The sequence below is a fragment of the Arenibacter aquaticus genome (assembly GCF_003957295.1).
In the GTDB taxonomy this organism is placed as follows: domain Bacteria; phylum Bacteroidota; class Bacteroidia; order Flavobacteriales; family Flavobacteriaceae; genus Arenibacter; species Arenibacter aquaticus.
Map to the genome: position 1 here is coordinate 634,245 of NZ_RQPJ01000021.1, position 13,813 is coordinate 648,057.

Genomic DNA, 13,813 nt, shown 5'->3' on the forward strand with positions numbered 1-13,813 from the left:
TATCGGTAATACCGTATAGATTGGTTTCTGTAAGCATATGGTATAACTAACGTTAAAACGGCTTTTATGTTGTATTTTATATATACGCCACACAACTAGGATTGTCCATCTTATAGGTTCTTTTTACCTCCTTTTGACGTAATTTCATCAGTTTATCAAATATTAAGTTCCCATTTCTCCATTACTTTATTTTAAAATTAAAAAAAGGCAATACAATACAATTGCACAGCCTTTTTATATATCTAATGATAAGATTTGGGATTCTTTATCTCTCCCAAAAATATGTTATACCGATGGAAAATTCAGAATTTTGTTGTGTAATGTCTATAAAATGTTGTGAAATCATTACTACATCAAAAATAATATATTTTAACCTATATTTCATATACTTTTCCCTTAACTACTAAGTAAATAATGCCTTACAAACCATAGCTTATAAATCCTATCGCCTGTATTATAAATGCCATATTTTTGGCTTAAGGCCATAGCAAATAATTCACATTGCTATTAAGTATTTACTTTTTTTAATTGATTTTTTAATTCATCCATAGACTCTTGCAATTGTTTTAGCAGGCCCTTTTCAGAGGTGGCATCCACCCCAAAAGTAATTTTACTACTTACTTGCCACAGTTCCTGTAATTGCTCTGTTTTTACACTATAGGGAGGATAATTTTCATTAAGGGATATCAATGAAATAATGGAAGGGTCCGGTGATTTTTCAATTTTCTTTACCAAAACGGCATCCTCAAGTACCACAACATATATCTTGTTGGGGTTAATATCCTTTAGGCCTTCAACAGCTTTGGCCAAGACCCACTCCCCGGGTCTTAGATTGGGCAACATGCTATCACCTTCTATTTGGAAACCTCTATAGGTGGCATTTCTAAACTCCGGCAGCGGCATGTCAAAGGCCGGAAGTTGTCTATACCAACTGGTATCTTGAATATTTTGGGGATATCCGGCAGCTGCCTTGGCATTGACCATAACCATATTTTCGTTTTCAGAGGAATTTACAGTTACCACTTTGGGAATTACGCTTACATTGGTTGCCGAAAGATATTTTTGGGTACTTTCTCCAAATAACCAGAGTGGATTAATCTTAAATTGTTTAAGTAGTTCTGCTACTACCTTTCCGGATAATTTTGTACGCCCCCTTTCTATATCCGCCGTAGTGTTGGAAATACCCAGCAAACTTGCAAAATCCGATTGGGTATACCCCAATTCCCTGCGCAAATCCGTAAAGCGCTTCGTTACTACTTCCATGTCCTCGTTCATAATCTTTATAATTTAAGTTTTTCCCAGTATTGATATATCATTATCAAAATACCTTAATTGTTATATCCCCATTTCAAATATACGTATTTTGGATTATATCCAAAATTTTTAATGGAATATTTCCATATTTGGGAATATTTCCATATTTTTGGAATGATTACAAATACGCTATTATGACTATGGAGGATTTACATTTTAAATTAAACAGTTTGGCACTGTCTGGAATGGCGGACAGTTGTTTTATAGTGGTAGCAAAGAAGAGGGTAAAAAGTCCCCGCCATAGTCGTGGAACGCGCAAACGATCAAGGCATTTAATAAAAGACAAAAATGTACAATTAAGTTTATTTGACTGATATGGAAAATCCTAAAGTATTAATCTACGACGGCAGTTTCAGTGGCTTCCTAACCACCATTTACAAAATTTTTGAAGAAGGTTTGCATGTGGCCAATATTCAAAATAAAAGGGAAGTTCAAAAGGGGCTATTTTCAGAGACGGTTACGGTATTGACTCAAACCCACAAAGCGCGGCGTGTATGGGAAGGCATACAAAAAAAGAGTCATGCCGCTATGAAGGCCATATATTTTGCTTATTTAAGTGAAACCAAGGGAATAGAATTAATGTTATATCAATATATCCGTTCTATGTATGCCGGCTCCCAACAAGTATCAGAGGACGGTATAGAGGAGATTAACTTAAAAATACAACAATATTCTAGAATGGTAGCCAGGGAAAAGCATAGGATTGAAGCTGTGGCCAATTTCCAAATTTCCAAGGATCAGGTATATTTTTCCACTGTAGCCCCCTATTTCAATGTTCTGCCTTTAATTTCAAAATATTATAGATCAAAATATAAGGGGCAGGAATTCATCATCTATGATTCCAAAAGAAAATACGCCATCCACTATAATTTGACCACCGTTGAAATTATTTCCCTGGAGTTGTCATCCCAGGCTTTCGTCCAAGACGTATCCAACAACAATATAAAAGCGCTTATCTACAACAATAGTTATCCTCAGCTCACCAATGAGCCAAGAATACCTTATTGCAATGAACGAAGAGCGGTGTAATACTTTATATTTATAGACCGCTGAATTGTTTCCCAGTGGCTCTGTAAAATTCTGTTCTACCGAAAGAGTTTAACCCGTAGTTTATTTTCTCTGACACCTTGTGAGGCTTATTTACTTTTTTCACCTATAAAATTATCGCTCTGGTTCTTAAAAAGAACATTGAAGGTGGTTAGGCTACCATAAATACGGGTGATATATTGTTGTAAGTCTACTTTTTCCTGATCGTCCAATTTTTTGCTACTGTTTATTTTCTGCTCCATTACCCTGATACGGTCCCGGACCATTACAATTTTGTGAAAAAAGGTGTTCATTGGAATTTCCTTTTCAGATAAATTGGCATCCCCTGGCTTTAAGGTTAGGCTTCCACCCTTCCATTTATCCGCAATGGGCGTTATGGAGCTGGCATCGCTCCAACGCTTTAAGATAGATATCAACGATTGTTCTACCTCTGAAAAACTAATGGTATCCACTTCATCTTCCACAGCTTCCATAACCTCAAAATCTGAATCCAGATCTATAGTTTCCAGTCCATTTTCTATGAAAGTGACCCAATAATGTTTGGAAGTAACATTGGTGATTACCCCTTTGCCGTATTCTCCATGGTTAATTCGCGAACCAATTCCTAAAAGTTGCATTTAAAATTAATTTTAGATTAGGTCTGCTAATTTATAGCTAAGCGTTTAATCTACAAAAAACTAAATACCCGCAACTTCATTATTAGGTATCAAAATCGTAACTTCGCGCCATTGCTATAGAAAATGATTAATTACGAAGAGAATATAGAGGTTCAGGGCGCTCGTGTCCATAATCTTAAAAATATAGATGTTACCATTCCGAGAGAAAAACTGGTGGTTATAACTGGGTTATCTGGTAGTGGAAAATCCTCCTTGGCCTTTGATACTATTTATGCTGAAGGTCAGCGGCGGTATATAGAGACCTTCTCTGCCTATGCGCGTCAATTTTTGGGTGGATTGGAACGTCCGGATGTAGATAAGATTGATGGACTGTCCCCCGTAATTGCCATAGAGCAAAAAACCACCTCTAAATCCCCTAGGTCTACTGTTGGGACCATTACCGAAATATACGATTTCCTTAGATTGTTGTTTGCACGGGCCAGTGATGCCTATAGTTACAACACTGGTGAGAAGATGGTGAGCTATGATGATTCACAAATAAAGGACTTGATCATATCTGCCTATAAGGACAAAAAAATAAATATTTTGGCACCCGTTATTAAATCTAGAAAGGGTCACTATAGGGAACTTTTTGAACAGATTGCCAAGCAGGGTTTTGTTAAGGTTCGAATTGATGGAGAAATAAAGGATATCGTTAAGGGAATGAAGGTAGACCGCTATAAGACCCATGATATCGAAATTGTTATAGACCGACTCAAAATAGTGGATAGTTCCGAGTTGGATAAGCGTATTTCGGAAACTATAAATACCGCCATGTACAGCGGGGATAATGTGTTGATGATATTAGAGGAAGGCACAGATGAACCACGTTATTTTAGTCGGGATCTTATGTGTCCCTCTACCGGGATATCTTATCCTTCGCCTGAGCCCAACACCTTTTCCTTTAACTCGCCCAAAGGTATGTGTCCGGATTGCAACGGTTTGGGCCATGTTCACGAGGTAAATGAAAATAAGATATTCCCCAACAAGAAACTTACCATCAAGGGCGGAGGAATAGCTCCTTTAGGGGAGTACAAAAGTTCATGGGCCTTTAAACAGATAGAAACTATTGCCCAGCGCTATAATTTTGATCTCAATACCCCAATAGCCGATATACCAGATGAGGCTATCGCAATATTACTCTATGGAGGAAAGGAGAGTTTTGAGGTAGATTCTAAAACCTTAGGGGTAAAACGCCTTTACAAAATAGATTATGAGGGGATATCCAATTTTATAAAGGGACAGTTTAACGAGGCTAACTCCACCTCTATAAAACGTTGGGCAAAGGAGTATATGGACAAGATTAAGTGTCCCAAGTGCAAGGGGTCCCGACTAAAACAAGCTTCCTTAAATTTTAAGATCAGTGAGAAGAATATAGCCGATCTAGCACAATTGGACATCGCAGAACTGGCCGATTTCTTTAATGGATTGGACAAAAAATTGAAGGGTAACCAATTAAAGATAGCTGAAGAAATTATTAAGGAAATCAAGACTAGGGTTCAGTTTTTACTGGATGTTGGCTTGGATTACCTTTCTTTGGACCGCAGCAGTAAATCCCTTTCTGGTGGGGAAGCCCAGCGAATACGATTGGCCACTCAAATAGGTTCCCAATTGGTAGGGGTTCTCTATATTCTGGATGAGCCCAGTATTGGCCTGCACCAAAGGGACAATGAACGCCTCATCAAATCCTTGGAATCATTAAGGGATATTGGTAATTCGGTAATTGTAGTGGAACACGACCGCGATATGATAGAACGTGCAGACCACGTCATCGACATTGGTCCAAAAGCCGGAAAACACGGCGGGGAAATTATTTCGGAAGGGAAACCGGAAGCCCTTATGGACCAACATACCCTAACTGCCGATTATATTACGGGTAAATTAAAAATTGAAGTACCCAATAAACGTAGGAAAGGCAATGGCAAGTCCATAGAACTCAGTGGTTGTACGGGAAACAATCTGAAAAATATTTCGGTGAGCTTCCCTCTAGGAAAAATGATAGGAGTAACTGGAGTATCGGGAAGTGGAAAGTCTACCTTGATAAACGAAACCCTTTACCCCATTTTAAATGCCTATTATTTTAATGGTGTAAAAAAACCTATGCCCTACAAAAAAATAAGTGGGCTGGAGCACATAGACAAGGTTATAGACATTAACCAATCTCCCATAGGACGAACCCCACGATCCAATCCCGCTACCTATACCGGTGTTTTTAGTGAAATAAGATCTCTTTTTGCCAAGACCCAAGAGGCGGCAATTAGAGGTTATAAACCTGGGCGTTTTAGTTTTAACGTAAGCGGTGGGCGTTGTGAAACCTGTCAAGGGGGCGGTTTACGGATAATAGAAATGAATTTCCTTCCAGATGTATATGTAGATTGTGAAACCTGTAATGGGAAGCGTTTTAATAGGGAAACACTGGAGATTAGGTATAAGGGCAAATCTATTGCCGATGTATTGGAAATGACCATTAACGAATCTGTTGCCTTCTTTGAGAATATTCCAAAGATATACCGTAAATTAAAGACCATTCAGGACGTGGGGCTAGGGTATATCTCCCTTGGCCAACAATCTACCACCTTGTCCGGTGGCGAGGCACAGCGTATAAAATTGGCGACCGAACTGTCTAAAAGGGATACGGGAAATACCTTTTATATATTGGACGAGCCAACGACGGGTCTACACTTTGAGGATATCAGGGTTCTTATGCAAGTGCTTAATAAATTGGTGGACAAGGGCAATACGGTCCTAGTGATAGAGCACAACATGGATGTTATAAAAATGGTAGACCATATAATAGACATTGGTTATGAAGGCGGAAGAAACGGTGGCAAGGTTGTTGCCGTAGGTACTCCAGAGGAAGTGGCCGTGGACAAAAAAAGTTACACCTCCAAATTTCTAAGAAAAGAATTAGGTTTGTAAAAATTACTACTTGTTTGTAATACTATTTTATCTTAAATAGCATTATATAACTTAAGATAACGATTGGTTAAATTCAAATAAGAATAAGAGATCAAGATGAGAAAAGAACAACATCACAAAGGGTGGAACGAAATAAAAACGAACGATTCATGGGCCCTATTCAAGATTATGGGCGAATTTGTAAATGGTTTTGAAAAGATGAGTGCCATTGGACCCTGTGTTTCCATCTTTGGATCTGCAAGGACAAAACCTGGGGACAAATACTATGAATTGGCAATAAATGTAGCAAGAAGTATTTCTGAAGCAGGTTATGGAATTATTACAGGTGGTGGCCCCGGAATTATGGAAGCTGGTAATAGGGGTGCCCATCTGGCGGGAGGCACATCTGTTGGATTGAATATTGACCTTCCCTTTGAACAGCATGACAATCCCTATATTGATGGGGATAAAAGCTTGGATTTTGATTATTTCTTTGTTAGAAAAGTAATGTTCGTAAAATATTCCCAAGGCTTTGTAGTAATGCCGGGTGGATTTGGAACCTTGGATGAACTCTTTGAAGCCATTACCCTGATACAGACCAATAAGATTGAAAAGTTCCCTATTATTCTAGTAGGGTCCGAATTTTGGACAGGATTGTTGGACTGGATCAAAAGTACCATGCTCTCCGTGGGCAATATAAGTCCCAAGGATTTGGATTTGATTAAAATTGTAGATTCTGAAGAAGAGGTGGTGGATATTATAGACTCCTTTTATAAAGGAAACATACTTAGTCCTAATTTTTAATTTGCAAAAATACTTGAAGTTGGCATATATATTTAGATCGGTTATCCTGTTGGTAGTGCTGTTTATCACCTGTATATCTAGTGCTCAACACGACAACAAGCTTACTGCCACCTTAAACGCAAAGAGCAAGGAAATAGCTATAAAACAGGAGTTCCAGTACTGGAACTCCTCCAAGGACACGCTAAGAGCTATTTTCTTTAACGACTGGGCCAATGCTTACGCCGATAAAAATACGGCTTTGGCCAAACGCTTTGCCGAAGAATTTAAAAAAGGGTTGCATCTTGCCAAAGACCACGAACGCGGTTATACCAAAATGGTAAGTGTGGTTGATGATAATTATCAGGGTCTAACTTGGGAATACACTTCTGGAAGGGACATAGTAAAAATAGAGTTGAACCAACCCTTGGCTCCACAAACAACAGTAAAGATATTCCTTACCTATAAGGTTAAATTGCCGCCCAATAAATTCACTTCTTTTGGGTACGATAACTTTGACGGTTATTTCTTAAAGGATTGGTATCTTACACCGGCTGTATATGACGGGGATTGGTTGTTGTATTCGAACAAGAATCTGGAAGATCTTTATACAGATATCACCAATACCGATATAGATATTGTATTACCCAGGAACTTATATGTGGCTTCCAATTTCTATGAGTCCAATAGCTTTATATCCGATACTGTTCAGCACCTAACATTAAAAGGACGACAGCAAAAGAGTGGGGAATTGATTATTGGCCCCTCCAAAAGGTTTACCAAGCATATAACACCCCACCTTACCATCCTTAGTGACCTTGAATCGCCAAGATACGATGAAGTATCCACTGGGGTATCTATTATTAAAGTGGCCAATTTTATTTATGAAAATCTTGGAGATTTTCCGCACAAGCAATTATTTGTAAGTGAATTGGATTACAATAAAGACCCCTTGTACGGAATCAATCAATTACCAAGTTTTGTAAGGCCCTACGAGGAGCAGTTTCAGTTTGAAATGAAATTTTTAAAAACGGCCCTGAATAGTTTTCTTAAAGAAACCATGTTTCTTGATCCAAGAAATGAAAAATGGGTTACGGATGCTATTTTAAATTATCTCATGATTAAATTCGTAGAAGACTACTATCCCGATCAAAAATTATTGGGAAAGCTTTCAAATTTATGGGGAGTACGGAATTTTCATTTGGCAAAAATGGATTTCAATGAACAATATCCCCTACTCCATATGTTGTCGGCAAGAAGAAATGTTGATCAGTCTCTAACTACGCCCAATGATTCCCTAATAAAGTTTAACCAAAAAATAGCCAATCGTTACAAAGCAGGATTGGGTTTGGCCTATTTGGCCGATTATACTGGGAAAGCACAGGTAGATAAAAGTGTAAAGGACTACTATATTAACTACAGATTAAAACCGTCAACGGCGGCCGATTTTAAATTTATTGTTGTAGAAAACTCCGATAAGGACATCAATTGGTTCTTTGACGAATATGTTTCAACTACAAGAAAAATCGACTTCAAAATAAAAAAGGTCCAAAAAACGCCTGATTCCTTGAGGCTTACCTTAAAGAACAAACAAGGGACCAATGTGCCTATTTCCCTTTTTGGAATAAAAAACGACACCGTTGTTTCCGAGTATTGGTTTAATGATATAGTAGACCAAGAAGTCATCACTATTCCTAGAAATGATGAAGACCGATTGGTGTTAAACTATGACCAGACCATACCGGAGTTTAACCAACGTGACAATTGGAAATCCTTAAACGGTTTCTTTTCTAGTAATAAAAAGTTGAAGTTTCAATTTTTTAAGGATGCTGAAGACCCTTATTACAATCAGGTATTTTATGTTCCCGTGCTTGGATTTAATAAGTATGACGGACTTTCACCTGGTATGAGATTGCACAATAAAACTCTTTTGGAACGTCCTTTTGTTTTTGACTTGGCTCCTTCCTATGCCCCTAACGAAAAAACCTTTGTAGGTTATGGGAAATTTAATTTTAGAAAATATCACGGAAGAAGTGGGCACTATGTTACAAACTATTCACTTAGGGGATCTACCTCTCATTTTCAGAAAAATTCCCGCTACAGTACCATTAGTCCTTCTGTGGGCTTTGGTTGGAGGCCAAGCAACCTATTGCTAAATAAAAGAGAGGCCTTAATTCTGCGATCTGTCAATGTTTTTAGGGATGTAGACCCTACCCTAGTGACTGAAGGGTTGGAAACTGATCCCGATTACAATGTACTTAATGCCAAATACTATAATACTACCAACAATATCCTTAATTATCTTTCCTGGTCCATAGATGCACAGTATTCCAATAAGTTCACTAAGCTGGCCTATGAACTGGAGTATCGTAAACTGTTTGAGAGCAACAGGCAGTTTAATTTCAGATTTTTTGCAGGTAAGTTTATCCGTAATGAAACGGCAGGGGTAACGGACTTTTTTAGTTTTGCGTTGGACCGTCCTACGGATTATCTTTTTGATTATGATTATTTAGGTAGATCTGAAGGGTCAGGAATCTACAGTCAGCAGATTATTGTGGCAGAAGGGGGCTTTAAATCCAAATTGAAATATCCCTTTGCCAATGATTGGATGGCCACGGTTAATACCAGTGTCAATATATGGCGTTGGATAGAAATTTATGGAGATATTGGTTTTGTGAAAAATAAGGGAACCAAAGAGCGACTGGTTTATGATTCCGGAGTGCGCTTAAACCTTTTGACCGATTATTTTGAGCTCTATTTTCCTCTTTACTCCAATAATGGTTGGGAAATTGCCCAGCCCCAGTATGATGAAAGAATTAGATTTGTCATTACCTTCAGTCCCCGTACTCTTACTGGCCTGTTTACTAGAAAATGGTTCTAGAATATTGATAAATTCTTATAATTGTTACTTTATTTTACGAAATTCCCAATGATTATTTTATCTCCTCTACTTTCGTTAAAGATTTATTAATTATTATAAGGTGTCATAGGTTGCAAAAACCATATTGATTTGATATTTTTGCGAGAAACCATTAATTCCGTAATGAACATAGATTCCAAAGCTAGTAACGATATTTCATTTGATGATTTCCAGGAACAAATATTGAAGGATTACGAAATTGCAGTAATCAGTAGGGAATGTAGCCTTTTGGGAAGAAGGGAAGTTTTAACGGGCAAGGCGAAATTTGGAATTTTTGGAGATGGTAAGGAACTTCCACAGCTGGCAATGGCCAGATCTTTTAGGGACGGGGATTTTAGAAGCGGTTATTATAGGGATCAAACCTTTATGATGGCTTTGGGGCTACTTACCCCCAAACAGTTCTTTCACGGTCTTTACGCCACTACTGATATAACCAAAGACCCCATGAGTGCCGGTAGGCAGATGGGCGGACATTTTACTACATTTAGTATTAATGAAGACGGTAGTTGGCGCGATTTAACAAAACAAAAAAACAGTAGTGCGGATATTTCCTGTACCGCAGGACAAATGCCAAGGTTGCTCGGTTTGGCTCAAGCCTCCAAGGTATATAGAAACGTAAAAAATATTAAGAACCCTAAGTTTTCAGATAATGGGAATGAAGTGGCGTGGGGTACAATTGGTAACGCCAGTACCAGCGAAGGTGTTTTTTTTGAAACAATAAACGCCGCAGGAGTCTTGCAAGTTCCTATGGTTATAAGTGTGTGGGATGATGATTATGGTATTTCGGTACATGCCAAACATCAGACTACCAAAGAGGATATATCCAAAATCTTGGCCGGATTTCAGCGCGATGAAAATAATGCGGGGTATGAAATTTTAAAAGTAAAGGGCTGGGATTATACAGCCTTGATACACGCCTACGAAAACGCATCTGACATTGCCAGAGACGAGCACGTTCCCGTTATCATACATGTTACAGAACTCACACAGCCACAAGGGCATTCCACTTCTGGTTCCCATGAGCGGTATAAAAGTGAAGAACGCTTATTATGGGAGAAGGAAAATGATTGCAACAAACGCTATCGGGAATGGATACTTGAAAATAAAATTGCGTCTGAAGAGGAATTAAAAACCTTGGAGAAAACTATTAAAAGACAGGTAAGAAGTGCCCGTAAAGAAGCTTGGGAGGAAACTTTGAGGCCGCATAAGGAGCAAAAGAAAATTTTGGTTAGCCTGTTGGATCAAGCAGCACAATCCAGTCCAAACAAAAATTTCATTGCTAAATTAAAAAATGATTTAATAGCCATTGAGGAGCCAATAAAAAAGGACTTGGCTTCCAAGGCCAGAAAGGCATTACGTTATTTATTAGGTGAAAACAGTAAGGAAAAAGAGCTTTTGGCCCAATGGACCAATAACTTTTTAAAAGAATCTCAGGATAAGTTTAGTACACACTTATACAACGAACAAGATAATAGTGCCATCTATGTGCCCGAAGTAAAACCAACCTATTCTGATCAAGTTGAGGAAGTTGACGGTAGAATAATTTTAAGGGACAACTTCGATATACTTTTTAATAAATATGATGAAGTCTTGATCTTTGGGGAGGATACTGGCGCTATTGGCGACGTAAACCAGGGATTGGAAGGTCTGCAGAAAAAATATGGGGAGTTACGTGTGGCCGACTGTGGTATCAGGGAAGCTACTATTATTGGCCAAGGTATAGGGATGGCCATGAGAGGTTTGCGCCCTATCGCAGAAATTCAGTATTTGGATTATATATTCTATGCCCTGTTCACATTAACCGATGATTTGGCTACACTCCTATATAGGACTGTAGGTAAACAACGAGCTCCGTTGATCGTAAGAACGCGTGGTCATAGATTGGAAGGTATATGGCACTCCGGTTCACAAATGGGCGGACTGATACATTTATTGAGAGGAATGTACATCCTAGTGCCTAGAAATATGACCAAAGCAGCCGGGTTTTACAATACCTTATTAAAGGGTAATGAACCGGCATTGTTGATTGAAAGTTTAAATGGCTACCGACTTAAGGAACCCAAACCCAATAATCTGGGGGAATTATGTACTCCTATTGGAGTTGTGGAAGTAATACAACCAGGGCAAGATATTACCCTGCTTTCGTACGGATCTACCTTGCGAATAGTTATGCAGGCCGCTTTGGAGCTAAAGGAGGTTGGGATTGATGCAGAAGTGGTGGATGCTCAAAGTTTAATGCCTTTTGACCTTGGCCATGACGTACTAGAAAGCCTAAAAAAAACCAATAGACTATTGGTAATAGATGAAGATGTACCCGGTGGGTGTTCTGCTTATCTGGTCCATGAAATTGTGGAAAAACAAGGAGCCTACCAATATTTGGACAGTGCGCCACAAACCCTTACTGCCCAACCTCATAGGCCAGCCTATGCCACAGATGGGGACTATTTCTCCAAACCCAACGCAGAGGATATTTTTGAAAAGGTCTATGCTATAATGCATGAATCCAATCCTACGGCATTTCCCAAGTTAAGGTAAATTATGACACGTTTTATCTCCTCAAAACTAGGGTATAATTATTGTATTTTATAAAAATCTTAACAAACTATTGGTTACTTTTAACCTGTCAAAAGTTTAATCTAAAAATTAAAAGCACCCCCAATGAAAGATCTAGGCCTGCTTATTCTTCGTGTTTGTTCCTCAATTTTAATGCTTACACACGGACTCCCTAAATTCCTAAAATTAATAGCAGCCAATTTTGAATTTGGTGATCCTTTAGGTATTGGTGCTGCCCCTTCCCTATTCTTGGCGGTAATTGGTGAGTTTATTTGCCCCATATTTATAATTATAGGATTTAAGACACGGTGGGCTACTGTTCCCACTATCATTACCATGCTGGTAGCTGCATTTATAGTACATGCTTCCGATCCATATCAAGTAAAAGAAAAAGCCTTTTTGTTTCTTTTGACCTTTACCGTAATATTATTGGTTGGTCCAGGGAAATACAGCTTGGACAAACGCTAAGAAGCCTTGATTTCTGAACTTTGCTATGCTCTGTGCATATTAGGGCTTTAATAAGTTAGTTGTACAATTGCCTCGTTAAATATAGGGTCCCCTAATGAGCACAGTAGATCTTATTCCCTGGCATGGAACATAAAAAAAAGGATATGTAGTGTGGCAATTTTAGGGAATTAAAAAATCTTAATCAACAACTCTTTTAATAGATCCTCTTGGGAAATAGTAGATCCTACCCCTTTTCCCTTAACGTCCAATTGGCGTAAACTGGAGATAATCTCACTAACCCTTCTCATGGGATATTTTTTTGCAGCGGCCTGAATTTCCTTAACAAAGAACGGTCTTATGCCTAAGGCGGAAGAAATGCTTTTTGGGGAATGGTCCTTAAGCCCATGATATGCCAGCAGTTGATTAAAAAAGGAATACAATAAGGTAACCGTTAACACAAAAGGGTTGTCCTTTGGGTTTTGTGCAAAATAATTCACAATTCTGGTAGCCTTAACTATATCTCTTTCGCCAATTGCCTTTTTAAGTTCAAAATTATTGTAATCCTTGCTTATTCCAATATTTTCCTCAATGGCTTCTGGGGTAATCTCTACTCCTTTGGGTATTACCAAGCACAATTTTTCCAGTTCTTTGTTAATTTTACCCAAGTCGGTACCCAAAAACTCCACCAATAAATTGGCAGCCTTAAAGGTGATGCCATAGCCACGGGATTGTAAAACTTTTTTTATCCAATCGGCTACTTGATTTTCGTAAAGTTTCTTACCTTCAAAAACAACCCCTGTTTTTTTTATGGCCTTATAGAGTTTCTTTCTTTTATCAAGCTTGTTATACTTATAACACAGCACCAATACAGTTGAAGGCTGGGGTTGTTCGGCATAATTGACCAAATTTTCTATGGTACGGGACAAATGTTGGGCCTCCTTAACAATAACCACTTGGCGATCGGCCATCATAGGAAATCTTTTTGCATTCCCAACAATATCCTCTATGGTTACTTCCTTGCCATAAAGAATTACTTGGTTAAACCCACGTTCTTCTTCAGACAGGATATTTTTTTCAATATACTCCGCAATTTTATCAATGTAAAAAGGTTCCTCCCCTGTAAGAAAATATATTGGTGCTATATTTCCATTTTTTATACCGCTTACAATCTGTTTTACCTCGTCCATCTAAAAAAAAT

General features: G+C 38.4%; 9 protein-coding genes. 6 read left to right on the plus strand and 3 right to left on the minus strand.

Features of this window, described 5'->3' with window-relative positions:
- Positions 1-507: 507 nt before the first annotated feature.
- A complete protein-coding gene (locus EHW67_RS18525; RefSeq protein WP_126163873.1) occupies positions 508-1,275 on the minus strand; it encodes an XRE family transcriptional regulator in 768 nt (255 codons plus the stop codon).
- Positions 1,276-1,629: 354 nt separating this feature from the next.
- Here EHW67_RS18525 and EHW67_RS18530 point away from each other — a divergent pair, with 354 nt between their 5' ends.
- Positions 1,630-2,343, plus strand: coding sequence for a TIGR03915 family putative DNA repair protein (locus EHW67_RS18530; RefSeq protein WP_126163874.1), 714 nt, complete (start codon positions 1,630-1,632; stop codon positions 2,341-2,343).
- Between the two features lie 107 nt (positions 2,344-2,450).
- Here EHW67_RS18530 and EHW67_RS18535 read toward each other — a convergent pair whose 3' ends face one another.
- Complete coding sequence (locus tag EHW67_RS18535; protein ID WP_126163875.1) at positions 2,451-2,978, minus strand: hypothetical protein; 528 nt, start codon at positions 2,976-2,978, stop codon at positions 2,451-2,453.
- 123 nt (positions 2,979-3,101) lie between these two features.
- On the opposite strand from EHW67_RS18535, the gene uvrA reads away from it, so the two are divergent.
- The 5 genes from uvrA (at position 3,102) to EHW67_RS18560 (ending at position 12,636) form a co-directional block, all read left to right on the plus strand.
- Positions 3,102-5,936 (plus strand): excinuclease ABC subunit UvrA, encoded by a 2,835-nt coding sequence (gene uvrA / locus EHW67_RS18540; protein WP_126163876.1) that lies wholly within the window; start codon positions 3,102-3,104, stop codon positions 5,934-5,936.
- A gap of 96 nt (positions 5,937-6,032) precedes the next feature.
- The gene (locus EHW67_RS18545) at positions 6,033-6,719 is read left to right on the plus strand and encodes an LOG family protein (protein ID WP_126163877.1); all 687 of its coding nucleotides are present in this window, start codon (positions 6,033-6,035) and stop codon (positions 6,717-6,719) included.
- A gap of 19 nt (positions 6,720-6,738) precedes the next feature.
- Positions 6,739-9,576, plus strand: coding sequence for a metalloprotease (locus EHW67_RS18550; protein WP_317126894.1), 2,838 nt, complete (start codon positions 6,739-6,741; stop codon positions 9,574-9,576).
- Positions 9,577-9,738: 162 nt separating this feature from the next.
- Positions 9,739-12,150 carry an alpha-ketoacid dehydrogenase subunit alpha/beta gene (locus tag EHW67_RS18555; RefSeq protein WP_126164148.1) on the plus strand — a complete coding sequence of 804 codons (2,412 nt, stop codon included), beginning with the start codon at positions 9,739-9,741 and terminating at the stop codon, positions 12,148-12,150.
- Positions 12,151-12,273: 123 nt separating this feature from the next.
- A complete protein-coding gene (locus tag EHW67_RS18560; RefSeq protein WP_126163878.1) occupies positions 12,274-12,636 on the plus strand; it encodes a DoxX family protein in 363 nt (120 codons plus the stop codon).
- Positions 12,637-12,803: 167 nt separating this feature from the next.
- On the opposite strand, the gene holA is transcribed toward EHW67_RS18560, so the two are convergent.
- Complete coding sequence (holA, locus tag EHW67_RS18565; protein ID WP_126163879.1) at positions 12,804-13,802, minus strand: DNA polymerase III subunit delta; 999 nt, start codon at positions 13,800-13,802, stop codon at positions 12,804-12,806.
- Positions 13,803-13,813: the final 11 nt, after the last annotated feature.

Excerpts from the sequence above, each read along its gene's own strand:
- EHW67_RS18525 (WP_126163873.1), bottom strand. The coding sequence starts at position 1,275 with ATGAACGAGGACATGGAAGTAGTAACGAAGCGCTTTACGGATTTGCGC.
- EHW67_RS18530 (WP_126163874.1), top strand. The coding sequence starts at position 1,630 with ATGGAAAATCCTAAAGTATTAATCTACGACGGCAGTTTCAGTGGCTTC.
- EHW67_RS18535 (WP_126163875.1), bottom strand. The coding sequence starts at position 2,978 with ATGCAACTTTTAGGAATTGGTTCGCGAATTAACCATGGAGAATACGGC.
- uvrA (WP_126163876.1), top strand. The coding sequence starts at position 3,102 with ATGATTAATTACGAAGAGAATATAGAGGTTCAGGGCGCTCGTGTCCAT.
- EHW67_RS18545 (WP_126163877.1), top strand. The coding sequence starts at position 6,033 with ATGAGAAAAGAACAACATCACAAAGGGTGGAACGAAATAAAAACGAAC.
- EHW67_RS18555 (WP_126164148.1), top strand. The coding sequence starts at position 9,739 with ATGAACATAGATTCCAAAGCTAGTAACGATATTTCATTTGATGATTTC.
- EHW67_RS18560 (WP_126163878.1), top strand. The coding sequence starts at position 12,274 with ATGAAAGATCTAGGCCTGCTTATTCTTCGTGTTTGTTCCTCAATTTTA.
- holA (WP_126163879.1), bottom strand. The coding sequence starts at position 13,802 with ATGGACGAGGTAAAACAGATTGTAAGCGGTATAAAAAATGGAAATATA.